This window comes from Chromobacterium vaccinii (assembly GCF_001855275.1).
Lineage (GTDB): Bacteria > Pseudomonadota > Gammaproteobacteria > Burkholderiales > Chromobacteriaceae > Chromobacterium > Chromobacterium vaccinii.
Genome location: NZ_CP017707.1, coordinates 2,971,994 through 2,993,985 on the forward strand (window position 1 = coordinate 2,971,994; position 21,992 = coordinate 2,993,985).

The following is a 21,992-nucleotide window of genomic DNA, read 5'->3' on the forward strand; positions in this document are numbered from 1 at the left end:
TTTCACATGGCTCAGCGCAACACCACCAGCGCGGTGCCGGCGCAGCTGACCGCCGCGCCCAGCCAGGCCAGAAGCGGCGGCGGGCGGCGCAATACCACCCACAGCATGGGCAGGATCAACACCGGGCTCAGCGCCGACAAAATGCCCACCGTCGCGACGTTCGCATGCTGCAAGGCCAGCATGATCAGCGTCATGCCCAGGCCCAGCGCCACCAGTCCGTTGAGCGCGGTCTGGCCCAGCATCCGCGGCGTGTACGGGCCGCGGCTTTTCGCCAGCTTCCAGCCGCTGAGCCACAACAGATAGTGCGCGCCGCAGCTGACGCCCATGCGCAAGGCCGACGCGGTCACCGGCTCCAGGCCGGCCGCCATCGCCGGTTTGGCGAAGAAAGTGCCCAGCGCCTGGCACAACCCGGCGGCGAGGCCCAGCGCGACGCCGGCGGCCAGCTTGTCGTTGCGTTCCCACACGTGGGCGTCCACCTCGCGCCGGCCAAAGGCCACCGCCAGCAGCACGCCGCCGAACACCAGCAGGCTGCCCAGCATCGCGCCCGCGCTCAAGCGCTCCGCCAGGAACAGCACGCCCAGCAGCACCGAAAACACCGAATGGGTGGCGAACAGCAACCCGGTGCGGCGCGGCCCCAGCCGGTTCATCGACGCGAACATCACCGTGTCGCCGAGGAAAATGCCGGCCAGCCCCGACAACAGCGCCGGCCACAGGCTGGCCGCGCTGATGGAATGCCAGCCGCCGGACAGCAGGCTGACGCCGCCCAGCACCACGGTCAGCAGCGTCAGCCGCAGCCGGGTGAAGGCGAAGGGACCGAAATGGCGGGAAGGCGTGGCGCCGAGCAGTCCGCCCAGCGCCCAGCAGCCGGCGGCGCCGACCGCGGCAAGGTCATACAGCATCATTGATCCAGTAAATAGATTTCCACCCGTTCCTTGCCCTTGCCGATGTTGCGGCGCTTGAGAGCGATCCGCCCCACCTCGCCGCTGCGCTTGAGGTGGGTGCCGCCGCAGGGCACGCGGGCGAAGCCGGGCAGCTCCCAGTAGCGCCGCCCGGCCGCTTGGTCGGAAAAAGCGCTGACGATGGGCAGGTCGTCGTCGATCAGCCGCTGCGCGGCGGCGGCGATATCGGCCAGCAAGGGCGTGATCGGCAGATCCAGCGCGAAGTCTATCCGCGCCTTGTCCTTGGCGATGTGGGCGCCGATCTTCTCCGCGTCTTCCATCTGTTGGCAGATCACTTCCAGCACCAGTTCGGCGGCGAAATGCAGGCGCATCAGCCGGTAGCGGCGCGGCCAGTCTATCTCCACCGCCACCGCGTCGCCGGCTTGCAGGCCGTGATCCGCGTCCAGCGTGTAGACGATGTCCACCCCCTGCTTCTCCGCCAACCGCACCGGATGGCCGGCGATGCGGCCGCTGTCGCTCTCCTGGCCGCCGGAAAAGGCGTAGAAGATGGTTTCCTCCAGCCACACCCGCTCGCCGTCCACCCGGCTGACGCGGGTAGCGAGCTCGGTCTGGTAGGGGTCATCCCAAAACTGCTTGCGCGTCACCGCCCGCCGCCTTTCTCAGGTATACGTCCTGATCCAGCCTCTCCATCATCCGCTCCGGCCGGTTCAGCGCGGTGAAGCCGTATCGCGCGTACAGGCCGTGCGCGTCGGCGGTGGCCAGCATCATCCGGCGCAGGCCGGCCAAGTCCGGATGCGCGATCGCCGCGTCCACCAGCCGCTTGCCCACACCCTGGCCCTGCCAGCCTTCCAGCACGAACACGTCGGCCAGGTAGGCGAAGGTGGCGCGGTCGGTGATGGCGCGGGCGAAGCCGATCAGCTGGCCGTCGTCGGCATAAGCGCCGAAGCACAGCGAATGATCCAGCGAGCGCTCGAACACCTCGCGCGGCAAGCCGCGCGCCCAGTAAGACTCGCCCGACAAATATTGGTAAATCCTCTCCCGGTCCAGCCGCGCCGGGTCGCTGTCTATCGCCACCGCCATCGCTATTTCTCGCCTTGAGGAAAGTTCCAGCGTAAACAAATGCTCGCCGCCAAACAAGCGTTTGGCATATAAACGGCAAGCAAATGGCTGATTCGGGACGATTTATGGCATTTTCCGCCAGCATCTCGCGCATACTCCCGTTGCCAGCCGCGGCAAAAACTCGCAGGATAAGGGTTTGTCCACGCTAAGCCGCGCCATGTCCCTGCCCTTGCTGAGAAACCTGCTGTTCGCCCTGTTGCTGGCCGTGATCGCGCTGTGGTGCGCCGGCAGCTGGGGCCAGATGCCGCTGTTGACCGAGATCGCCATCTGGCTGGGCGACGCGCTGGTGATGGGTGGAGCCTACCTGCTGCCCACCGTCACCGCCGCGCTGGTGAAAAGCCCGCGGCTGAAGCTGGTGGCTCTGGTCAACGTGCTGGGCGGCTGGCTGATCGTGCCGTGGATCGCGGCGATGGCGCTGGCGCTGAAACGCGACGACCTGGCCTGATTTCAAGGCGACCCGCCGGACTACAGCGCGGGCGCCCGCAAACCAAGAGGAGAAGACTGTGTTCCAACATGTAGACGCCTACGCCGGCGATCCCATCCTGTCGCTGGTGGAAGCCTTCGGCAAAGATTCCCGCGAGACCAAGGTCAACCTCAGCATCGGCCTGTATTACGACGAAGCCGGCCGCATTCCGCGCCTGAAAGCGGTGGAGCAGGCCGAGGCGCTGTTGGCCGCCCAGCCGCAGCCGCCGTGCACCTATCTGCCGATGGACGGCATGCCGGCCTACCGCAGCGCCATCCAGACGCTGCTGTTCGGCGCCGATCATCCGGCGGTGACGGGCGGCCGCATCGCCACGCTGCAGACGCTGGGTGGTTCCGGCGCGCTGAAAGTGGGCGCCGACTTCCTCAAGCGCTACTTCCCGGCGTCCGGCGTCTGGGTCAGCGACCCGACCTGGGATAATCACGTCGCCATCTTCGAAGGCGCGGGCCTGACGGTGGACCGCTATCCCTACTTCGACCCGGCCACCCGCGGCGTGGATTTCGCCGCCATGCTGGCCAAGCTGCAGACGCTGCCGGCCAAGAGCGTCGTGCTGCTGCATCCGTGTTGCCATAACCCCACCGGCGCCGACCTCACCGACGCGCAATGGGACCAGGTGGTGGAAGTGGCCAAGGCCCGCCAGCTGATTCCGTTCCTGGACATCGCCTACCAGGGCTTCGGCGCCGGGCTGGAGGAAGACGCCTACGCGATCCGCGCGATGGCCGACGCCGGCATCGCCTTCCTGGTCAGCAACTCCTTCTCCAAGATCTTCTCGCTGTACGGCGAACGCTGCGGCGGCCTGTCCGTGGTGTGCGAAACCGCCGCCGAGGCGGCGCTGGTGTCCGGCCAGCTGAAGGCCACCGTGCGCCGCAATTACTCCAGCCCGCCGACGCACGGCGCCAAGGTGATCGCCACGGTGCTGAACAATCCGGAGCTGAAGGCGCTGTGGGTATCCGAGGTGAACGAGATGCGCGAGCGCATCCAGGCGATGCGCGGCGTGCTGGTGCAGGTACTGAAGGAAGCGCTGCCCGAGCGCGACTTCGGCTACCTGGTGAACCAGCGCGGCATGTTCAGCTACACCGGTTTCAGCCAGGCACAGGTGGACAAGCTGCGCGAGCAGTTCGCCGTCTACCTGGTGGGCAGCGGCCGCATGTGCGTGGCCGGCCTCAATGCCGCCAACGCGCCCTACGTGGCCCAGGCCTTCGCCCAGGTGCAGTAAGCGCCGCGTCGCCGGCCCGCATCGCGTCCGCGCGTTACGGCACGGCGGGCCGGTCGCGATGCGGCGGCCCGTCGTTTTCCATTCAGGCCGCCACCCGCTCCGGCCAGCCATGCGTCGCCACTTCGGTGGCCAACTCCAGCCAGGCGGCGTCGCCTTCCAATTCCGCCAGACGCATGCAGCTGAGCGCCAGCTTGACGCTGTGGTCGTCCCGTTGCTCCCGCGCCAGCCGGCGGATGTCGGCCAACGGCGGCAGCGGGTCCCGGCGCAGCGTCGGCAACGCCGGGCAGCCGTGGTAAATGAACGCCCCCAGCAGCGCCATCTGCATCTGCAAGACCGCGCAATCCGGCACTTCGCTCAAGCCTTGTCCGCGCGCCAGGCTCAAGCTGGCCTCCCAGGCGGTGAGCAAATGCAGGATATTGAACTGGCGCCTGGCCAGAAACAGCAGGCGGCACAGGCGGCGCTGCTCGCGCGCCCCGGCCAGCAAGCCGGGCGGCAGGCGCCACGGCAGCACAGACGCGGCCAGCGCATGTTCGATGTCGTCGGCGATCAGCCTGCCCTCCTCGCCCGGCGGAATCGGCGCGCGGTGCCAATCGCGCAGCAGCTCCGACAGGGTCAGCGGCACCGCGCTGCTGCCCGGCGACGGCAGCAGCCGCCAGTTCGCCAAGGCATAGGCCAAGGCGGCGTCAATCTCAGCCGCCACCTCGCCGCGCGCCGCGTAGGCCAGCCGGATCACGCCGTGAAACGACGCCGAAGCCGGCGCCTCCAACACCAGCCGCAGCCGTTGCGGCCAGCAGCGCTGCCAGCGCTCGCTTTCCCGCTCCCAGGCGAAACGCCGCCGCCAGGCGGCCTCGCTGGCCGCGTCGCCCAGCCAGCCGCTGGTGTCGGCGATGTCGCGGCCATCGTCCACCAGGGGTTCCAGATGCGCGCATGACGCGGCCCGCCGGCGCAGCTCGCCCTCGTCCGCGCCCAGTTCGGCCAGCGCCTGCAAAGCCATAGGCACATGATTGGACAAGCCTTGCCGGTAACTGCCGGAATAGGCCAGCAATGGCGGCAGCAACTGTCGCAGCATCCGCGTCTCCTTCGCGATCAACTCCTCTGCACTGTGCGTGGAAGCGGCGCGCAATGCCAATTGGATTTCAGGATGTAGGCGATAGCAGAACGCTATCTGTACGGCACGCGCGGGCCAGGACGGAAACAGCTGGCGCGGCGACGCAAAAAAACCGGCCCCGCAAGGCCGGTTATTCGCTGAATCAACCGCTTACCACACCTCGCCCGGCCGCCAGTCGGTTTCCAGCGACGCGCTGATGTCCAGCGCCGACGGCGTATGGAACAAGCGATAGATCATCACCTCCTCCTCCGGCGTCTCCACCAGGCCTTCCCGGTCCTGGTAGGCCAACGGCCCCAGCCACAGCTCCCAACCGCGGCGGGCGTAGAAATCGGCCTCGGACGGCGACAAGGCGGCGATATCGTAGTCATCGCCGATCAAGGCCGGAATGGTGGAGAGCACCGCGCAGCCATAGCCCTTGCCCTGCCGCTCCGGCAGGGTGGCCATCGCCTCCACATAGGCGGAACGCAGCGGCGGCAGGCCTTCGGCGCGCAGTTCTCGCGGCAGCCAGGCGGCGTGGCTGACCAGCTCGCCCTCCTCGCTGACCATCAAATGAGTGGCGTCGCCCAACAACTCCATATACGGCGAAAAATCCTCTTCGTAGGCCTGAGAGCACAAGCTCAGGATGCGGTCGCGCTGCTGCGCGGTCAGATCGCGGTTGGGCACAACCGTGAAGCTGAGCGTGGACATATCGGTCATGGCGGGCTCCTATCGTCGAAAAACAAGAGCGGCTGACGCAAACGTCCGAAACCGGCGCGCCGACGCAGGCAACAGCCTGCGACGAAGGCGGCACGGCATCGGGATGTCTGGCCGGCCTCTCGAAAGAGGGCCAGGGGCACCAGTGGCTGAGACCCCGCCGCGCTGGCAGGGTTCAGCCCACCTGCCCTTCCATCCAGTCCGGCGGATACCGCCCGCCAGCCACATGGCGGTGGAAAGACGAGTACGGCCAATCCCGCACCCGCGCCGCCCAGCCGTGCCGGACCGGGCTGTAATGCAGGAAATCCAGATGGCGGGCCAGCTCCTCCGCCCCGGCCACCCGCCGCTGTTCGTAGCGCAGTTGCCAAAGCGCGTCCCGTTCTCTGGGCCGCCCGTCCGCGCGCAGATAATGCGCGCCCACCAGCCGCGTCACCCGGCGCTTGATCTCGCGCCAGCGCGCGCCGTGATCGGCGTCGCCGGCCGGCAGCGTCCAGATCGCGTGCATCCGGTCCGGCAGCAACACCCAGCCCTCGATCCGGAACGGCCGCGCCGCGCGCACGGCGACGATGGCCCGCCGCAAAGCGACGCGGACCATCTCGTCGGTGAGCACCGCATGCTGGCGCGTGGTGGCCACGGTGAAGAAGAAGCACGCGCCCGCCACCACTCCTGGCGGAAGGGGAGACATCGCTCGCCCCAAGCAAAAGAAGCCAGAGTAACGGAAACGGGGGGATCAGGGGACCGGCCGAAAGCCGGGGTGAGTGGCATGTCCATCGTTGCGGCATTGACCCTTCGTGATAACAACCAGGCGGTTACCACTCACATACCCGCCTCTTTGAAAAAGCGAGTTCCGCCCAAAGGCGGGTCAGGGGGCTGCGCGGCCAGCCCCCTGGCCGCCCCAGGCCGCCCCTACCACGCGCGAAACCCCACTCACCGGCCAGGCGCCGCCGAACTCGCGTCGCGCTACCGTCGCGCCGCTCAAACAAGCGGCGGCTTAAAACCTGGCCGGACGATTTTTAAGCGGCGCGCGCTGAAAGGGGAAAGCAGGAGACTATCGATATACATCTCGTTTTGCAGGCAAGGAATAGATATATCGTTCCATCTCGCTAAATTGTTAGTTCTCGCGCCGTAGAACCGAACCGATGCCGCCCCTCCCCATCAGCGCAAGCCGGCTCCGAAACCCTTTCCAAGGTTTTAAGCCGCCCCCTGTCTGAGCGGGGCGACACTTGCGCCCCGCGAGTTGGGCAGCGCCTTGGAAAGGGTTTTGGAGACGGGGTTTCGCCGCGCTGCTGGGGCGGCCTGGGATCGCCAAGGGGCTGGCCGTACAGCCCCTGGCCCGTCCGCCGGGCGGAACCGGCATCCAATCATCGTCCGCGCAGCGGACACAAAACCAGCCGGCTCATACCAAGTAAACGTTGGGCTTCACTGCGCTCAGCGCCAACCTACATGAAAGCCAGCTTGCAGTACTCCACAACCAACATCCTATAGATTAGTCTTTACTCTTATCACTCTGCCGGGTTTGAACTATAAAATGCTCCGTTCCTTCTAAAACCCTAGACCACTGACCAGCCACCTTCCTTTGAAACTCCACATCATCAACATGGCCTTGTGGAATATAAAATTTATCAAGCTCAACTTGAGAAAGATTTTTATAACCAAGATCACTTGCCATTGCCGACAATAGCTCCAGCCATTTATGATCTCTCGACTCCCCTGGAGGCCGATGCAACAAGTCATAGTACTCATGCCACAAGCTCCTCACCTTTTGGATTCTTGAGAAAATAATATCAATCTTATTCAAGGACTGCGCCATTTGAGAAGAAATGAAAGGTGCCTTTCTCTCTGCCATGAGCAAAATAAAAAGCTGTCGTTTCGCCTCTATTTTTTCCTTCCTACTTTGAAACCACAAAGTAAAAACCACTCCTGATAGAGGTCCTAAAAAAACAGCAAATCCCGTTATCCATGCCTGTACCTCTTGGACTTTAAGAGTTTCCAGTGCTATTAAATTGATATCCATAATCACCACCAAAATATATTATAAAAATAATTTGCAATGCAAAATTTACCCATCAATAGAAAATCCATACACCATACCAATGCAACCCATCTCCCCATCAGTGCAGCGGACTCTACAAAACAATTCACACCGACCAGACCTTTTCAACATAGCAGCCAAACAAAAAGGGCAAGCCTCCCGGCCTGCCCTCTCGATCCACCATTTGACGGTGCGTCGCCCTTTCGGGTGACGCACCCTACCCATCTACGTTACAGCGACGGCAATACCTCGCCGTCGATCAGGCCGTTGAAGCGGCCGCTGGCCACCAGCGCCGCGGCCTTCTCGATGTCCGGCGCGAAATAACGGTCCTTGTCGTAGAACGGCACCTGCTCGCGCAGCATCCCCTTGGCCGCTTCCAGCTTGTCGCTGGATTTATTCGGCGCGCGGAAGTCTATGCCCTGGCAGGCGGCCAGCAACTCGACGCCCAGGATGCCGGCGGTGTTGCCGGCCATGTCGCGCAGGCGGCGGCCGGCGAAGGTGGCCATCGACACGTGGTCTTCCTGGTTGGCGCTGGTGGGCAGGCTATCCACCGAGGCCGGATGCGCCAGCGACTTGTTTTCGCTGGCCAGCGCCGCGGAGGTCACCTGGGCGATCATGAAGCCGGAGTTGACGCCGCCGTTGTTGACCAGGAAGGGCGGCAGCTTGGACAGATTGCTGTCGATCAGCAGCGCCATCCGGCGTTCGGACAGCGAGCCGATCTCGGCGATGGCCAGCGCCAGGTTGTCGGCGGCGAAAGCCACCGGCTCGGCGTGGAAGTTGCCGCCGGACAGGATGTCGTTGTCGCCGGCGAACACCAGCGGGTTGTCGGACACCGCGTTGGCCTCGACGCGCAGCACTTCGGCGGCGTTGCGGATCTGGGTCAGGCAGGCGCCCATCACCTGCGGCTGGCAGCGCAGGCTGTACGGGTCCTGCACCTTGCCGCAGTTTTCATGCGATTGCTCGATCTGGCTGTGCGCCAGCAGTTCGCGGTACAGGCGAGCGGCGTCGATCTGGCCCTGGTGGCCGCGCACTTCGTGGATGCGGGCGTCAAACGGAGTGCGGCTGCCCAGCGCGGCTTCCACCGACAGGCTGCCGGCCACGGTGGCCGACACGTACAGGTCTTCGGCGGCGAACAGGCCTTCCAGCGCGAAGGCGGTGGACGCCTGGGTGCCATTCAGCAGCGCCAGGCCCTCCTTCGGCGCCAGCGTGATCGGTTCCAGACCGGCGGAGCGCATCGCCACCGAGCCCGGCACCCGCACGCCGTCGACGAAGGCTTCGCCCTCGCCGATCAGCACCGCGCTCATATGCGACAGCGGCGCCAGGTCGCCGGACGCGCCGACCGAGCCCTTCTGCGGAATCACCGGGTAGATCTGGCGGTTGAACAGCGTCACCAGCGCGTCGATCACTTCGCGGCGGATGCCGGAAAAGCCGCGCGCCAACGAGTTGATTTTCAACGCCATCACCAGCCGCACGCTGCTGTCTTCCATCGGCGCGCCGATGCCGGCGGCGTGCGACAGCACGATGGAGCGCTGCAGCAGCTCCAGCTCGTCGGTGGCGATCTTGGTGCTGGCCAGCAGGCCGAAGCCGGTGTTGATGCCGTAGACGGTGCGGCCCTCGGACAGCACGCGCGCCACGGTGGCGGCGGAGGCGTCGATTTTCGCGTAGGCGGACGGATCGATCTTCAATTGCAGACCGGTTTCACGTGAAACGCGGCGCAGGTCGGCCAGCGTCAGCCGGCCCGGTACGATGTTGAGGATGCTCATGGCTTCTGTCTCTCTTGCTTCTTTGTTCTATTGCTTGCGTATCTCGTTATTGCGGCAATGCGTACAGGCGGAAGAAACTGTCGGCTCCCCGCCTCATCGCGCTTACTTCAGCATCGGCAAATCCAGGCCCTGTTCCTTGGCGCAGTTCACCGCGATGTCGTAGCCGGCGTCGGCATGGCGCATCACGCCGGTGCCCGGATCGTTGCGCAGCACGCGGCCCAGGCGTTCGGACGCGGCATCCGTCCCGTCGCAGACGATGACCACGCCGGAGTGCTGCGAGAAGCCCATGCCGACGCCGCCGCCGTGATGCAGCGATACCCAGGTCGCGCCGCCGGCGGTGTTGAGCAAGGCGTTCAGCAGCGGCCAGTCGGACACGGCGTCGGAGCCGTCGCGCATGCTTTCGGTTTCGCGGTTGGGGCTGGCGACCGAGCCGGAATCCAGGTGGTCGCGGCCGATGACGATGGGCGCCTTCAGCTCGCCGTTCTTCACCATCTCGTTGAAAGCCTGGCCCAGGCGGGCGCGGTCTTTCAGACCCACCCAGCAGATGCGCGCCGGCAGGCCCTGGAAGGCAATGCGCTCCTTGGCCATGTCCAGCCAGTTGTGCAGGTGCGGATCGTCGGGGATCAGCTCCTTCACTTTCTGGTCGGTCTTGTAGATGTCTTCCGGATCGCCGGACAGCGCCACCCAGCGGAAGGGGCCGATGCCTTCGCAGAACAGCGGGCGCACATAGGCCGGGACGAAGCCGGGGAAGTCGAAGGCGTTTTGCACGCCCTCTTCCAGCGCCATCTGGCGGATGTTGTTGCCGTAGTCCAGCGTGGCCGCGCCACGCTCCTGCAACGTCAGCATCGCGCGCACCTGCACCGCCATGGATTTCTTGGCGGCGGCGGTGATCTCGGCGGCGGCGGTTTTCTGCTTGTCGCGCCACTGGGCCACGGTCCAGCCCTGCGGCAGATAGCCGTGCACCGGGTCGTGGGCGGAGGTCTGGTCGGTGACCACGTCCGGGGTGATGCCGCGCGCCACCAGTTCGGCGAACACGTCGGCGGCGTTGCCCAAGAGGCCCACCGACACCGCCTTGCCCGACTGCTTGGCGTCCTCGACGATGGCCAGCGCCTCGTCCAAGGTGGTGGCCTTGCGGTCGACATAACGGGTTTTCAGGCGGAAATCGATGCGGGTTTCGTCGCATTCGACGGCGATCATGGAAAATCCCGCCATGGTCGCGGCCAGAGGCTGCGCGCCGCCCATGCCGCCCAAGCCGCCGGTCAGAATCCAGCGGCCCTGCGGCTTGCCGCCGAAGTGCTGCCTTGCAACAGCCACAAATGTCTCATATGTACCCTGCACGATGCCCTGCGAGCCGATGTAGATCCAGGAGCCGGCCGTCATCTGGCCGTACATCATCAGGCCCTTTTTATCGAGCTCGTTGAAGTGCTCCCAGTTGGCCCAGTGCGGCACCAGATTGGAGTTGGCGATCAGCACCCGCGGCGCGTTTTCGTGGGTCTTGAACACGCCGACCGGCTTGCCGGACTGAACCAGCAGCGTCTCGTCGTCTTCCAGCCGCTGCAGGGTTTCCAGGATCTTGTCGTAGCACTCCCAGTTGCGGGCGGCGCGGCCGATGCCGCCGTACACCACCAGGCTTTGCGGGTGCTCGGCCACCTCGGCGTCCAGATTGTTCTGGATCATCCGATAGGCGGCTTCGGTCAGCCAGCTTTTACATGTGAGCTGGTTGCCGCGCGGCGCGCGGATGTGGCGGGAAGCGTCAAAACGCGGGTCGGTCATGGTTCTCTCTCCTCTGTTTTCCTTGAATCGCGCGATCGTCAACGGCGCAGGTGGCGGCTCAGGCTCCAGGCCAGCCGCGCCGCCGCCTTGGCGCCATGGCTGTCGATATCGAATGCGGGATTGAATTCCACCAGATCGGCGCCGGCGAGCTTGCCGCTCTTGGCGATGCGCGAAGTCAGCGCCTCTACCACGGCGATGTCGACGCCGTAGCCGGCCGGGGCCGACACCGCCGGCATCTGCGCCGCCGGCAGCACGTCCAGATCGATGGTCAGGTAGACGGCGTCGACGCTGTCGAGGAATTCGGCCAGCTGGCCGCGGATGTCGGCCAGCTGCCAGCCGGTCATCTCGGTGTCCAGCCGCCACTCGGCGCCCAGCGCGCGGGCGGTGTCGAACAGCGCCTGGGTGTTGGCGGTTTCGGCCACGCCCAGGCACAGGTAGCGGAACACGCGGCCGTGGCGGGCGCAGTCGGCGGCGATCTGCGCGAACGGCGTGCCGCTGGTGGCCTCGTCGGCTTGGCGCAGGTCGAAATGGGCGTCGAAATTGATCACGCCGATGCGTTTGTCCGGATGCGCCGCGGACAAGCCCAGCCAGTGGCCGTAGGCGGTTTCGTGGCCGCCGCCCAGCACCAGCGGCAGATGGCCGGCGGCGATAACCTGCGCCACGCGCTCGCCCAAACGCTGCTGCGCAGCTGCCAGGTCGCCGTCGGCGCACGCGACGTCGCCGGCGTCGTACAAGGGCAAGGTCGGGTGCCAGGCCAGGTTGGCCAGCGCCTTGCGCAGCGCCTGCGGGCCGGCGGCCGCGCCGACGCGGCCTTGGTTGCGGCGCACGCCCTCGTCGCAGGCGAAGCCGATGATGGCGATCCCCGGCGCGCCGCTTTCAGGCAGCGGCTGCACCGCCTGATGCCAGCGTTTGGCCGCCTCGCCTTCGGCCGCGTCCACGCGGCCGGTCCAGATCTTCATGTCCACCATGAGCATGCTTCCTTTATTGCCGTCCCGGCCGGAAGCGCGCTGGCGTCCGGCGGGCCGAACGGTAATCAGTCGATATGTTGCGCCGTGCCGCGGAACACCCGCCGCTTCAACAGCGGCACGCCGACGCTGTAGGCCAGCTCGGCCGGGTGGGCGATGTCCCAGACCAACAGGTCGGCGACGCAGCCGGCGGCCAGCCGGCCGTGGGTGTCGCCGCGGCCCAGCGCCCGCGCCGCGTGGCGAGTGACGCCGGCCAGCGCCTCTTCCGGCGTCAGGCCGAACAAGACGCAGGCCTGGTTCATCGCCAGCCGGATGGAGGCGAACGGGCTGGTGCCAGGGTTCAGGTCAGTGGACACCGCCATCGGCACGCCGGCGGCGCGCAGCTTGTCCACCGGCGGTTTTTGCGTTTCGCGCAGGAAATAGAAAGCGCCGGGCAGCAGCACCGCCACAGTGCCGGCACGGCCCAGGGCCTCGACGCCGGCATCGTCCAGATATTCGATGTGGTCGGCCGACAGGCCGCCGAATTCGGCCACCAGCTCCGCGCCGTGGAGGTTGGACAGCTGCTCGACATGGCCCTTCACCTTCAGGCCATGGGCGCGCGCCGCCTCGAACACGCGGCGGGTCTGCCCCGGCGTGAATCCCACGCTCTCGCAGAACACGTCCACCGCCTCGGCCAGGCCGGCCCTCGCCGCCACCGGCAGAATGGATTCGACCACCAGGTCGACATAGCCGTCGGCGTCGCCGGCGTATTCCGGCGGCACCGCGTGGGCGGCCAGCAAGGTCGTCGCCACCTCCACCGGCAAGGACGCTTCCAGCCGTCGCGCGGCGGCCAGCTGCTTCAGCTCGTCGGCCTGGGTCAGGCCGTAGCCGGACTTGATCTCCACCGTGGTCACGCCTTCGGCCATCAAGGCTTTCAGCCGCGGCAAGCTGGCCAGCGCCAGCTCCTCCTCGTCCAGCCAGCGAGTGGCGCGGACGGTGGAGACGATGCCGCCGCCCTCGGCGGCGATCTGCTGATAAGGCACGCCGGTGAGCCGCTTTTCCCATTCCGCCGCGCGGCTGCCGCCGTACACCAGGTGGGTGTGGCAATCGATGAAGCCCGGCGTGATCCAGCGTCCCTGCAGGTCGAACACCTCGCCGTCGAAAGCGGCGGCGTCGACGCCAGCCTGCGGCAGCACCGCCTCGATGTGGCCGTCGCGCAACAGCAGCGCATGGCCTTCCAGCGCGCCGTAGGGCGCGTCATGGACCGGGTCCATGGTGGCCAGCCTGGCGTTCAGCCACAGGCTGGGCCGGTGGGGATGGGGAACGTTCATGGTCGTCCTGCCGGGTTATTTGTATATACATTTAATCGCCTGGACTGCCGGTGTCAAGCGCAAGGGAAAATCTTTTCCCAGACTGTCTCATGCAAGGTACTGATGTTGCATGGCAATAAAAAACGGCCGCTTGTCAGGCGGCCGTTTTTTCTGCGATTGTCGGTTAATTGTATATACCGTTTACTTCTTCACCCGCGTCTGCGAACGCAGCTTGTAACGCAGCCCCGGATGGGTGAGCCGGGCGAAGCTGACCAGCTTCTTGTGCGACCAGGTGCGGCGCAGCACCAGCAGGCAGGGCTCGGCGGCGGCGATGCCCAGCAATGCCTGCTCCGCCGCCCCCGGCAGCACCGCTTCCACGCTATGCTCGATATCGGTGAGCGGGCAGCTCTGCATCAGGTAGTCGTTGGGCGTGCGTTCGGAAAAGTCCTGCCGCAGATAGTCGGGCGCGAAAGACGGGTTGACGTAGCGGTCCTCCAGCTGGATCGGCACCTCGTCCTCGCAATGGACGATCAGCGAATGGTAGACGGCGCCGCCGGCGCGCATGCTGAGCCGCAGCGCCACCTCTTCGCTGGCCGGCGCCGCCTCCAGCAGAATCACGTGGGCGGTGTGGCGATGGCCGCGCGCCTCGATTTCGGCGGCGATATTGTTGATGTCCAGCAGCGGCGACTCCGCCTTGCGCTCGGCGACATAGGTGCCGTCGCCGGCGAAGCGCAGCAGGATGCCGGCCTCGGCCAGGTCGCGCACCGCCTTGTTGACCGTCATGCGCGACACGCCGAACTGCCGCGCCAGCTCCAGCTCCGGCGGAATCTTGCAGCCAGGCAGAAAGTGGCGGTCGCGAATGCCGGACAGGATGTAGTCCTTGATGCGCTGGTAACGGGGTTGGGCGGCGTCTGACACCTTGGCTCCAGTCTTGACGGGAATGAGCGATTGTAGCGCGAGCGGCCGCATCGCTGGCTGATCCAGCGCAGATAAAGGGAGGCGAAACCATGATGACCCTGCCGCAGTGGCTGGCGGCCTACGACGAAAGCCACCGCCATCCGTTCAACATCGCCATGCACAAGCTGTGCGTGCCGCTGATCGCGCTGTCGCTGCTGGGCATGCTGATCGTGCTGCCCGGCCCGCTGCCCTGGGCCTGGCTGGCGGCGCTGGCCGCCGTGGCCTGGTACTGGCGGCTGTCGCGCGCGGCGGCGCTGGTGATGGCCGTGCTAAGCGGCCTGGCGTTGCTGCTCTTGACCATCGCCCAAAGCCAGGGCCTGCCGCTGGGCATCGTCTCGCTGCTGGTGTTCGCGCTGGCCTGGGCCGGCCAGTTCGCCGGCCACGCGCGCGAAGGCAAAAAGCCGTCGTTCACCCAGGATCTGCAATTCCTGCTGATCGGCCCGCTGTGGACGCTGCGCGCGCTGTGGCGGCGGCTGGGCTTGATCGAATGACGCGCTGAACCGTCCCGCCGCGCGCTATCATCGGTGTTTTCCCGATCCCGATGGAGCGCGCGATGTTCCTTCCGCAAGGCCTGAGCCTGGCCCCCCTGGCGCCGGGCGTCGACCAAATTCTGCTGGCCGGCGACGGCTTCTCCGCCCGCATCGCCCTGCTGGGCGGCCAGTTGATCGACTACCGCCGCGACGGCGAGCCGCCGCTGCTCTACCTGTCGCCGCAAACCGCCTGCCAGCCGGGCAAGGCGATACGCGGCGGCGTGCCGGTGTGCTGGCCGTGGTTCGGCCCGCATCCGTCCGATGCCGGCCAGCCGGCGCACGGCGTCGCCCGCCAGCAGCTCTGGACCCTGCGCGACGCCAGCCGCGACGGCGAAGTGTTCCACGTGAAACTGGATGGCCCGCGCCACGGCGATCTGGCCGCCGAGCTGGATTTCCGCATCGGCCCCGACGGCGCCGCCATCGCGCTGGCCACCACCAACCATGGCGATGCCGCGCGCACCCTCAGCGCCGCGCTGCACAGCTATTTCGCGGTGTCCGACATCGACAGCGTCGAGCTGCTGGGCCTGGAAAACGCCCCGGTACACGACAAGGTGGCCGACGCCCGCTCCGCCCTGCCGGCCGGCCCCTTCCGTTTCGTCGGCGAGGTGGACCTGGTGGTGTATTCCAGCCAGGCCGCGACGCTGCGCGACGCCGGCTGGCGACGCGACATCGCCATCCAGCCGGAAGGCTCGGCCAGCGCGGTGGTGTGGAACCCGGCGCCGGCCAAGGCGCGAAAGCTGGCCGATCTGCCGGACGAGGACTGGCGGCGCTTCGTCTGCGTGGAAACCGCCAACGCCGGCGACGACGCGCGCGCGCTGGCGCCGGGCGAGCGCCACCGGCTGGCTTGCCGCCTGCATTTCTCTTGTCACGGCTAGGGGTTATAATCCCCAGTTCGAGACGGCCGCCGCGACCCTTCGGTCCGGCGGCGCTTTCCAGGCTATCCGGACCTCAGCAATGGCACGACCAGACAAGATTTCCCGCTTCCTTCCGCTGACCTTCGCCAACGGCAACAGCGTGCGCCGTTTCGGCAAGCACTGCCCGCAGTGCCGCGCCATGGTGGGCGCCGAGCACATGGAAGGCCTGGCCAGCCTGATGCACGGCAAGATCTACCTGTCCGCCGAAGCCTGCTGTCCTCAGTGCGAGCAGCGCTTCCCGGTGGCCTGCGTGATCACCGACGACAAGCGCGTGCACCGCGTGCTGCTGCCGCTGTGGATGTTCCGCTTGTGGATGAAGTCCGCCACCCGCCACGATCCTCAGCCGATCAACAATGACAAGTGGGACCTGGAGCAGGCCGACAGCGCGCCCAAGGGCCTGATGCTGCCGGCCGACGCCGACGTGCTGCGCTCCGAGGAAATCCTCGGCCGCTTCCAGGGCGAGCCGATCAGCGCCTGGATCGAATACCAGGGCCAGCGCTTCGTGTTCGACCGCGCCGCCCCCGGCAACAATCTGGCCCTGGCCGCCAGCGAACTGTTGCTGGAAGGCCGGCTGATCTACCGCCAGCAATAAGGCCGAGCGCCGCCGAGCAGGCGCTAAAGCTTGTCCACGCCATTCGCGGTCCGCCCCATGCCCGGAGCCGGCGGCGGATTCGGCTGCTTCGGCTCAGCCGCTCCGCAGGCCCGCGCCAGCTTGTCCAACCCCTCCAGCGCCTCCGCCATCGCCCGGTACGAATCGACGGAACCCGCCGCGCCGCCGCCGGCCAGGCGCTTCTTGGCGTCGGCCCGCCATTTGCGGGTGATCAGATCGAGCCTCTGCCGCTGCGCCCGCAGAATCTCCAATACCTGCTCGTCCGGCAATGCCCCCTCTCCCTGCAGCATCGCCTTGTACGCCCGCACGCTCCTCACTTCGCTCCCGATCTGGCTCATTGCTCCTCCTTGGCGCATTTGATGCCGGAACACGCGTTCCTGCGATCCCAAACGTCAATCATCCATTCCGGTCCTGCCCGCCAGCCAATCCCGCAGCGCCGTCGGCCGGGTGCGGCGGCGGTCGCGCACGAACAGCTCGGCGCCCAGCGTCTGCTCCATCTGCCGGATCACCTGACTGGCCCCGGACTGGGTGATGCCATGGCGGCGCGCGGCCTCTGTCACCGTGCCGCACTCAGCTACCGCCAGCATCAGCCGCCAGTGCATCAGGTTCATCATCGATCGCCCCCTCATGAAAACTACGTCTTGCAACCATCGGCACAGTTAATGACAGGGTGCTGAAATTCTTGTTTTACCGCAAGCGCAGCCAGGCGGCAGCATGGAGGCCTGAATCGCGTTGGCATTGCCCCGCCGCGGGCGGTGCGAAGCGCCGCACCAAGTGGAGAACCCGATGGAACTGTATTTCGCCCTCATGGCATGCTCCCTGGCGCCGCACATCGCGCTGCGCGAACTCGGCCTGCCGTTCGAGCTGGTCCGCGTCGACAACCGAACCAAGCGAACCGGCGACGGCCGCGATTTTCTCGACATCAATCCCAAGGACTATATCGCCGCGCTGGCGCTGGAAAACGGCGGTTGGCCGCAGGCCCGGCTGCAGGAGATGCTGAACTTCATCGCCGCCGAACTGCACGGCGGCAGCGCGCCGCGATTCCGCTCCGGCCTGCCGGAGACCGCGTTGCAGATATTCCGCGACAAGCTGTTCCAGCGGCTGGACTGGCTGGAAGACAGGCCGCAAACGCAGGCCTGCCTGCTGGGCGACCGCTTCGGCATCGCCGACGCCTATCTGTACGAGGTGCTGGGCTGGCTGCCGCGCTTCGAAATAGACATCGCGCTCTGGCCGGCGCGGCATGCCTACTGCCAGCGCATGGACGCCCGGCCGTCGGCGCGGGCCGCGCATCGGGCGGAAGAAACCGCGGCGCCGGCGCGCTGAGCCGGTTCCGCAATGAAAAACGGCCGGGAAAACCCGGCCGCTTCGCGCTCCAGCAAAAACTCAGTGCACGCTGGCCGGGTAATGGCCGGCCACCCAGCTCTCGAAGCGGTCGAACATCGCCGCGTCGCCGGCCGCGTTGTCGGCGATCAGCTCCGCGCCGTGCACCAGGCGGATGCGCGCGTCCAGCGCGTCCGGATACTGCGCCGGATAATCGCGGGCGGCGGATTCGGCGATCAGCCTCCGCGCGTCGGCCCAGGCCTCGTCCACGCTCTGGTTGCAGCTGTCGGCCAGGTAGCGGGCATTGAACGGCTCGCCGGTCAGGCGCAGCAGCGTGGCGTTGTGGTTGATGCTGTTGCCCGGGCCCCAGTAGTGCTCGGCCAGCAGCGGGCCGATAGCCGGGTTGTCGGTCAGGTAGCCGAACTTGCCGATGAAGTAGGCGCGAGTCTGGTACACCGCCATATTGGCCAACAAATAGCCATGGTAGGCGGCGGCCGATTCCTGGTTCAGCAGATGCGGAATGGCCAGCAGCGGACGCGGGCTGACGGCTATGCCCAGGATGCGCCGCTCGCTGTCGCGCGCCAGCTGCAGCACGCGCTCGGCGGTGAGCTCGCTCTCCGGCTGCGCGTACAAGGCGCGCTCAAAGTACGCCACCACGGCGATCGAGCGCTCAGCGTAGGCGGCGAACGGCTGCGTCGCCTCGATGCGGGCGCGGATCAGCTCGTCCGGAATCGCCTCGCCCTGGCCATTGCGGGCGTAACGTTTCAGCCAGTCGGCGTCGTCCAGCAGGCTGTCGCAGAACATGCTCTGGGTTTCGGCGTAGGCCATAGACGTCGGCGCGAACTCCTGCGAGAAGCACGGCGCGTTCTGCGTGACATTGGCGAAGTGTGCGGCGTGGCCGCCCTCGTGGAACAGCGTGTTGATCGCGCGCGCGCCGCTGCCCACCTGGTCCGGCTTGGCGTCGGCAGTGAAGTTGATCTGGCCGGCCACCCAGGCTTCGCCGTCGAAGAACGATGGAATCGGACCGTGGCAGAAACCGTTCTGGTACTTGCCCTGGCGCTCGATCAGATCGAGCTGCATCGTCGCGCCGCGATACTGGATGCCCAGCCGGCGGAAGCTCAGCACCCAGCGCTCGACGGCCTTGGAGAACGGCAGGTAGGGGTCCATCTGGCGGGTAACGTCGCCGCTCATGTGGAAGCGCAGATTGTGCGCCAGCAGCGCGCCATCGCCGTGCTTGGCCCTCAGTTGGTCCAGCGCGCGCTGGTTGGCGTCGCGGGTGCGGGCCTCGAAGTCATCCAGAATGGCGAACAGCTGATCCGGCGTCATCTGCTCGTTCTTCTTCACCTTGTATTCGAAGTAGTCGGCGTAACCCAGGCTGCGGGCGAGCGCGTTGCGCTTATTCACGATGGCGATGAAGCCATTGTCCAGCGCCCAGCGCTCCAGGCCCATCAGCGCGTCGTGCGAGCTCTTGCGCGCCGCCTCGTCGCGGTTGGTGCCCATATTGGTGGACAGCCCGCTCAGCGTCGCCTCTTCCAGCTCGCCGGCCTCGTTGATGTGGCGCATCTTGTAGCCGCGGCGCTTGGAAAACAACTCGGACTCCAGCGCCACCAGTTCGGTCATCAGCTGGCGCGCTTCGTCGCTTTCAATGATGTTGCTGTCGAACAGCGCCTGCCAGCCATTGAAGCCGTGCAGCAGCGCGTCGCGCTCGGCGCCGGCCGGCAACGCCTCCAGCTGGGCGATGGCGGCCTTGGTCCGCGCCAGCCGCTGCGGGCTGGAGATGAAGTCCTTGAACGCGCCCTCGGCGCGGGCGAAGCCGGCATCGTCGTCGGACACCGCCATATACGTATCCCAGAACAGGTCTTCCTTGGCCTTGTGGATGGCCAGGTAATCGCGGTTGAGCGCGTCGAACTCGCCGCGCAGCGCTGCCAATGCAGTCATTTCCATTTTCTCCCAGGGATGTCGCCGCTCTATCGGCGGCATGGTTTGAGCGATGAATATCGCCACGTCATGGATGATTAAGTCTCATACCATATCCCCGCAAGGTCAAGATATCTCAATGCTATTTCACATGGATCCCCTTTTTTTGCATGAGTAAATCAAAACTCGCGCCGATCGGGGCGACATCAACCGCCGGAAAACCGGCGGCTGATGGCGCAAGCGGCTAGAACATCGACAGCGGGTAGGCCGTGTTCACCCGCCACACCCCGCCGATCGGGTTCAGATAACCGGCGATGCTGAACACCGCGCCGTTTTCGCCGGTGCAATAACCGGCGGCATTGACCGCTGGCGCCGACGGACCGACAAACTGGCCACCGGCTGGCGGCGCGGCGGCAATGGCGTGGGTATAGGCGTAACGGACCGACGCCATGATCTGCGCCCGGTTGCAGGCATCGGGATAGAAAGTGGAGCTGCCGGCCCCGCCCTTGGCGACCCATGCGCCCGCCGCCGCGTCATACACCTGGATGCCGCCGCCGACATAGCGATATGGCCCTGGATGGGCCGCGCCGGGCAACACGATGTAGTCCACGCCACCGGTAATTTGAGCCGCCAACGGCGCAGCGGCCCCCGCCCCCAGCACGGGATTGTGTCCGCCCGGCCGGGCGTGGAAACCGGTGGCCGCGCCACCGTTGATCTCGCCGCAGAAAATATGCCGCAGATTGATCTGCGGGTTAAGCCGGCTATTGGCGGCAGGCGGCACGGCGACCTGCACCGGAACCGACGCGACATCGATCGAAGCCGGCGCGCAATTGATCGCAGCGGCGGCCGGCAGCGCCGCGGCCAGTCCAAATAGAAGCAGCAGAAGGGAATGCATGGGAAACTCCTTGCCTGGCGGACAGCACATGCTGCCTACCAGACAAGACGAAACGGCTTCCCCTTTGTGAAAACCGCACGCCCTCCCCGCAACCGCGCGGACTCAGGCCGCGAGCAGCAGATCCAGCCGGCGGCCATCGCGCAACGGCTGCATGTCGAAGCCCAGCCGCTGCGCCAGCAGCAGCATCGCCACGTTGCCGGGCGCGCAATGCGCGCGAAAGCGCCGGCACGCCAGCCGCTCGCGGCCGAAGGCCAGCATCAGCCGGGCCGCCTCCCGCGCGTAGCCCTGCCGCCAGGCGGTCTCGGTCAGCTCGATGCCGAACTCGGCCTCGCCGTCGTCCGCGCCGCGCAAGCCGACCGAGCCGATCAGCGCGCCGTCGTCGATGCGCTCGATCGCCAGCTGCCAGTCGCGGCGCGGCACTCGCCGCTGCTGCGCCAGGAAACCAGCCAGCAGCCGCGCGCAGAAATCCGCGCCCATCTGCTCAGGCGCGTAATGGCGGCCGAACGCTGCGCCCTTGCGCACCGCCAGATAGGCGTCGAGATCGGATTCGCGAAAATCGCGCAGCCGCAGCCTGCCGTCCGGCTCGGCCAGGATCAGCATGAGCAGATCTCCAGCCGGCGCCGATCGGCGCGCTGCTCCAGCCGCGATCGGCGCAGATGGTCGTCATCGGCCAGCAGTTGTCGCGGTGGCGCTTCGGAGGACAGAATGGATGGGGAAACGGGCTCGTCGCCGAGCATGTCGCGCAGCAAGTGGCGCGACAGGATAAAGATCGATGCCATGATGGCGGTACCTGTAAAGAACGATGAAAGAGCGAGGAGTCCGGCGCGCCGGGCGGCGAAACGGCTCCGATAATTCCCGCGACGATGCGTTTTTGCAGGATACGCACGCGGCGGAAGCGCGAAGTCTGCTCCCGCCCATGGCCATTCGTCAAGCATAAGGCCGCGGCCTTATGCTCACCAGCGCCGGCTTGTCTGCCTGGCCGGCGCGTGCGCCGCGCGCCAGCGGCCAAATCCGGTGCGCAAGGCGGCATCCATCAGTCCCAGCTGCAGGCCGACCATCACCGCGTACAGCAGCATGCCCCCGCTCAGCGGCATCCATGGCACCGCCCAGTCGCTCAGATGCGGATACAACAGCCAGGCCAGCAGCAAACCGGCCACCAGCGTCAGTTCCACCACGCGCCACGATCGGGTGCGCAACGCCAACCGGACGCCGATGTCGGTCAAGAAAAAAACCAGGCAGAGCAGATAGAGTTCCATGATGAAATCCCCGCTACAAGGACAGCGGCGCCGCGGGCTGGCTCCAATTGTCCGACATTGTACGGCGCTGGCTGCTGCCCGCGATTTCTGCGCCCTGCCCCCCTTTTCTTAAGGGGTTATAGCCAAACCCGTACCAAGTGTCAGGTACGCCTTTTATGTTTATGGTCTAGCCACGCCGGTCAGATTCATTACATTGTCAGACAACATCCATAAGGAGTCGGGTTTTATAGCGCTTCAGTACAATGTTTTTCTGGG

General features: G+C 66.3%; 25 protein-coding genes. 6 read left to right on the forward strand and 19 right to left on the reverse strand.

Annotation, left to right across the window (positions count from 1 at the left end):
- Positions 1 to 11: 11 nt before the first annotated feature.
- Genes BKX93_RS13760 through BKX93_RS13770 form a run of 3 tightly spaced genes read right to left on the reverse strand, consistent with a single transcriptional unit; the run spans position 12 to position 1,979 of the window.
- On the reverse strand, positions 12 to 899 hold the full coding sequence (locus BKX93_RS13760; protein WP_070981838.1) for a DMT family transporter: 888 nt from the start codon (positions 897 to 899) through the stop codon (positions 12 to 14).
- Entirely contained in the window at positions 899 to 1,543 is a 645-nt protein-coding gene (locus BKX93_RS13765) for an alanyl-tRNA editing protein (protein WP_070980244.1), read from the reverse strand. Before BKX93_RS13765 ends, BKX93_RS13760 begins: the two co-directional genes overlap by 1 nt.
- On the reverse strand, positions 1,518 to 1,979 hold the full coding sequence (locus BKX93_RS13770) for a GNAT family N-acetyltransferase (protein WP_070980246.1): 462 nt from the start codon (positions 1,977 to 1,979) through the stop codon (positions 1,518 to 1,520). The genes BKX93_RS13765 and BKX93_RS13770 overlap by 26 nt, the downstream gene beginning before the upstream one ends.
- 175 nt (positions 1,980 to 2,154) lie before the next feature.
- On the opposite strand from BKX93_RS13770, the gene BKX93_RS13775 reads away from it, so the two are divergent.
- Complete coding sequence (locus BKX93_RS13775) at positions 2,155 to 2,463, forward strand: superinfection immunity protein (protein WP_144408818.1); 309 nt, start codon at positions 2,155 to 2,157, stop codon at positions 2,461 to 2,463.
- A gap of 58 nt (positions 2,464 to 2,521) precedes the next feature.
- Entirely contained in the window at positions 2,522 to 3,715 is a 1,194-nt protein-coding gene (locus BKX93_RS13780) for an amino acid aminotransferase (protein ID WP_070980248.1), read from the forward strand.
- Between the two features lie 82 nt (positions 3,716 to 3,797).
- Here BKX93_RS13780 and BKX93_RS13785 read toward each other — a convergent pair whose 3' ends face one another.
- From BKX93_RS13785 to hutC, 9 genes are all read right to left on the reverse strand, one after another.
- Positions 3,798 to 4,784, reverse strand: coding sequence for a questin oxidase family protein (locus BKX93_RS13785; RefSeq protein WP_046167709.1), 987 nt, complete (start codon positions 4,782 to 4,784; stop codon positions 3,798 to 3,800).
- Positions 4,785 to 4,973: 189 nt separating this feature from the next.
- On the reverse strand, positions 4,974 to 5,519 hold the full coding sequence (locus BKX93_RS13790; protein ID WP_052729351.1) for a GNAT family N-acetyltransferase: 546 nt from the start codon (positions 5,517 to 5,519) through the stop codon (positions 4,974 to 4,976).
- A 172-nt stretch (positions 5,520 to 5,691) separates the two neighbouring features.
- Positions 5,692 to 6,201: an REP-associated tyrosine transposase gene (locus BKX93_RS13795; protein WP_046157989.1), complete on the reverse strand. Its 510-nt coding sequence runs from the start codon at positions 6,199 to 6,201 to the stop codon at positions 5,692 to 5,694.
- 801 nt (positions 6,202 to 7,002) lie between these two features.
- The gene (locus BKX93_RS24745) at positions 7,003 to 7,530 is read right to left on the reverse strand and encodes a DUF6680 family protein (protein WP_145929321.1); all 528 of its coding nucleotides are present in this window, start codon (positions 7,528 to 7,530) and stop codon (positions 7,003 to 7,005) included.
- Positions 7,531 to 7,778: 248 nt separating this feature from the next.
- Positions 7,779 to 9,311, reverse strand: coding sequence for a histidine ammonia-lyase (gene hutH, locus BKX93_RS13805; RefSeq protein WP_070980251.1), 1,533 nt, complete (start codon positions 9,309 to 9,311; stop codon positions 7,779 to 7,781).
- 102 nt (positions 9,312 to 9,413) lie between these two features.
- On the reverse strand, positions 9,414 to 11,084 hold the full coding sequence (gene hutU, locus BKX93_RS13810; RefSeq protein WP_070980253.1) for a urocanate hydratase: 1,671 nt from the start codon (positions 11,082 to 11,084) through the stop codon (positions 9,414 to 9,416).
- A 38-nt stretch (positions 11,085 to 11,122) separates the two neighbouring features.
- Complete coding sequence (hutG, locus tag BKX93_RS13815; protein WP_046168819.1) at positions 11,123 to 12,052, reverse strand: formimidoylglutamase; 930 nt, start codon at positions 12,050 to 12,052, stop codon at positions 11,123 to 11,125.
- A gap of 65 nt (positions 12,053 to 12,117) precedes the next feature.
- Positions 12,118 to 13,359: an imidazolonepropionase gene (hutI, locus tag BKX93_RS13820; RefSeq protein ID WP_070980255.1), complete on the reverse strand. Its 1,242-nt coding sequence runs from the start codon at positions 13,357 to 13,359 to the stop codon at positions 12,118 to 12,120.
- Positions 13,360 to 13,539: 180 nt separating this feature from the next.
- Positions 13,540 to 14,256, reverse strand: coding sequence for a histidine utilization transcriptional repressor HutC (gene hutC, locus BKX93_RS13825; protein WP_046158854.1), 717 nt, complete (start codon positions 14,254 to 14,256; stop codon positions 13,540 to 13,542).
- A gap of 89 nt (positions 14,257 to 14,345) precedes the next feature.
- Here hutC and BKX93_RS13830 point away from each other — a divergent pair, with 89 nt between their 5' ends.
- The 3 genes from BKX93_RS13830 (at position 14,346) to BKX93_RS13840 (ending at position 16,331) form a co-directional block, all read left to right on the forward strand.
- On the forward strand, positions 14,346 to 14,786 hold the full coding sequence (locus BKX93_RS13830; protein WP_046158848.1) for an Mpo1 family 2-hydroxy fatty acid dioxygenase: 441 nt from the start codon (positions 14,346 to 14,348) through the stop codon (positions 14,784 to 14,786).
- Positions 14,787 to 14,848: 62 nt separating this feature from the next.
- Complete coding sequence (locus BKX93_RS13835; RefSeq protein ID WP_083340557.1) at positions 14,849 to 15,700, forward strand: D-hexose-6-phosphate mutarotase; 852 nt, start codon at positions 14,849 to 14,851, stop codon at positions 15,698 to 15,700.
- A gap of 79 nt (positions 15,701 to 15,779) precedes the next feature.
- Complete coding sequence (locus BKX93_RS13840) at positions 15,780 to 16,331, forward strand: hypothetical protein (RefSeq protein ID WP_021475197.1); 552 nt, start codon at positions 15,780 to 15,782, stop codon at positions 16,329 to 16,331.
- Between the two features lie 23 nt (positions 16,332 to 16,354).
- Here the strand turns inward: BKX93_RS13840 and BKX93_RS13845 are convergent, their stop codons facing one another.
- Both BKX93_RS13845 and BKX93_RS13850 read right to left on the reverse strand, forming a co-directional pair.
- Positions 16,355 to 16,687: a hypothetical protein gene (locus BKX93_RS13845; protein WP_070980259.1), complete on the reverse strand. Its 333-nt coding sequence runs from the start codon at positions 16,685 to 16,687 to the stop codon at positions 16,355 to 16,357.
- 54 nt (positions 16,688 to 16,741) lie between these two features.
- Positions 16,742 to 16,963, reverse strand: coding sequence for a helix-turn-helix domain-containing protein (locus tag BKX93_RS13850; protein WP_046168815.1), 222 nt, complete (start codon positions 16,961 to 16,963; stop codon positions 16,742 to 16,744).
- A gap of 172 nt (positions 16,964 to 17,135) precedes the next feature.
- Between BKX93_RS13850 and BKX93_RS13855 the strand changes: the two genes are divergently transcribed.
- On the forward strand, positions 17,136 to 17,672 hold the full coding sequence (locus BKX93_RS13855; protein ID WP_070980261.1) for a glutathione binding-like protein: 537 nt from the start codon (positions 17,136 to 17,138) through the stop codon (positions 17,670 to 17,672).
- A 60-nt stretch (positions 17,673 to 17,732) separates the two neighbouring features.
- Here the strand turns inward: BKX93_RS13855 and BKX93_RS13860 are convergent, their stop codons facing one another.
- From BKX93_RS13860 to BKX93_RS13880, 5 genes are all read right to left on the reverse strand, one after another.
- Entirely contained in the window at positions 17,733 to 19,607 is a 1,875-nt protein-coding gene (locus BKX93_RS13860; RefSeq protein ID WP_070981840.1) for a M3 family metallopeptidase, read from the reverse strand.
- A 223-nt stretch (positions 19,608 to 19,830) separates the two neighbouring features.
- Positions 19,831 to 20,481, reverse strand: coding sequence for an EndoU domain-containing protein (locus BKX93_RS13865; protein WP_070980263.1), 651 nt, complete (start codon positions 20,479 to 20,481; stop codon positions 19,831 to 19,833).
- A 102-nt stretch (positions 20,482 to 20,583) separates the two neighbouring features.
- A complete protein-coding gene (locus BKX93_RS13870) occupies positions 20,584 to 21,081 on the reverse strand; it encodes a GNAT family N-acetyltransferase (RefSeq protein WP_070980265.1) in 498 nt (165 codons plus the stop codon).
- Positions 21,075 to 21,260 (reverse strand): hypothetical protein, encoded by a 186-nt coding sequence (locus BKX93_RS13875; RefSeq protein ID WP_046158840.1) that lies wholly within the window; start codon positions 21,258 to 21,260, stop codon positions 21,075 to 21,077. Before BKX93_RS13875 ends, BKX93_RS13870 begins: the two co-directional genes overlap by 7 nt.
- A 174-nt stretch (positions 21,261 to 21,434) precedes the next feature.
- Positions 21,435 to 21,737, reverse strand: a complete 303-nt coding sequence (locus BKX93_RS13880) for a hypothetical protein (RefSeq protein ID WP_021475189.1) — start codon at positions 21,735 to 21,737, stop codon at positions 21,435 to 21,437.
- Positions 21,738 to 21,992 lie beyond the last annotated feature (255 nt).

What these genes read in the sequence shown, in the direction of transcription:
- BKX93_RS13760 (WP_070981838.1), bottom strand. Translation starts at nt 899, where the DNA reads ATGCTGTATGACCTTGCCGCGGTCGGCGCCGCCGGCTGCTGGGCGCTG.
- BKX93_RS13770 (WP_070980246.1), bottom strand. Translation starts at nt 1,979, where the DNA reads ATGGCGGTGGCGATAGACAGCGACCCGGCGCGGCTGGACCGGGAGAGG.
- hutU (WP_070980253.1), bottom strand. Translation starts at nt 11,084, where the DNA reads ATGACCGACCCGCGTTTTGACGCTTCCCGCCACATCCGCGCGCCGCGC.
- BKX93_RS13870 (WP_070980265.1), bottom strand. Translation starts at nt 21,081, where the DNA reads ATGCTGATCCTGGCCGAGCCGGACGGCAGGCTGCGGCTGCGCGATTTT.
- BKX93_RS13790 (WP_052729351.1), bottom strand. Translation starts at nt 5,519, where the DNA reads ATGACCGATATGTCCACGCTCAGCTTCACGGTTGTGCCCAACCGCGAT.
- BKX93_RS13840 (WP_021475197.1), top strand. Translation starts at nt 15,780, where the DNA reads ATGGCACGACCAGACAAGATTTCCCGCTTCCTTCCGCTGACCTTCGCC.
- BKX93_RS13830 (WP_046158848.1), top strand. Translation starts at nt 14,346, where the DNA reads ATGATGACCCTGCCGCAGTGGCTGGCGGCCTACGACGAAAGCCACCGC.
- BKX93_RS13835 (WP_083340557.1), top strand. Translation starts at nt 14,849, where the DNA reads ATGTTCCTTCCGCAAGGCCTGAGCCTGGCCCCCCTGGCGCCGGGCGTC.
- BKX93_RS13880 (WP_021475189.1), bottom strand. Translation starts at nt 21,737, where the DNA reads ATGGAACTCTATCTGCTCTGCCTGGTTTTTTTCTTGACCGACATCGGC.
- BKX93_RS13795 (WP_046157989.1), bottom strand. Translation starts at nt 6,201, where the DNA reads ATGTCTCCCCTTCCGCCAGGAGTGGTGGCGGGCGCGTGCTTCTTCTTC.
- BKX93_RS13785 (WP_046167709.1), bottom strand. Translation starts at nt 4,784, where the DNA reads ATGCTGCGACAGTTGCTGCCGCCATTGCTGGCCTATTCCGGCAGTTAC.
- hutG (WP_046168819.1), bottom strand. Translation starts at nt 12,052, where the DNA reads ATGGTGGACATGAAGATCTGGACCGGCCGCGTGGACGCGGCCGAAGGC.
- BKX93_RS13865 (WP_070980263.1), bottom strand. Translation starts at nt 20,481, where the DNA reads ATGCATTCCCTTCTGCTGCTTCTATTTGGACTGGCCGCGGCGCTGCCG.
- BKX93_RS13875 (WP_046158840.1), bottom strand. Translation starts at nt 21,260, where the DNA reads ATGGCATCGATCTTTATCCTGTCGCGCCACTTGCTGCGCGACATGCTC.
- hutH (WP_070980251.1), bottom strand. Translation starts at nt 9,311, where the DNA reads ATGAGCATCCTCAACATCGTACCGGGCCGGCTGACGCTGGCCGACCTG.
- hutI (WP_070980255.1), bottom strand. Translation starts at nt 13,359, where the DNA reads ATGAACGTTCCCCATCCCCACCGGCCCAGCCTGTGGCTGAACGCCAGG.
- BKX93_RS13855 (WP_070980261.1), top strand. Translation starts at nt 17,136, where the DNA reads ATGGAACTGTATTTCGCCCTCATGGCATGCTCCCTGGCGCCGCACATC.
- BKX93_RS13860 (WP_070981840.1), bottom strand. Translation starts at nt 19,607, where the DNA reads ATGACTGCATTGGCAGCGCTGCGCGGCGAGTTCGACGCGCTCAACCGC.
- BKX93_RS13850 (WP_046168815.1), bottom strand. Translation starts at nt 16,963, where the DNA reads ATGATGAACCTGATGCACTGGCGGCTGATGCTGGCGGTAGCTGAGTGC.
- BKX93_RS13845 (WP_070980259.1), bottom strand. Translation starts at nt 16,687, where the DNA reads ATGAGCCAGATCGGGAGCGAAGTGAGGAGCGTGCGGGCGTACAAGGCG.
- BKX93_RS24745 (WP_145929321.1), bottom strand. Translation starts at nt 7,530, where the DNA reads ATGGATATCAATTTAATAGCACTGGAAACTCTTAAAGTCCAAGAGGTA.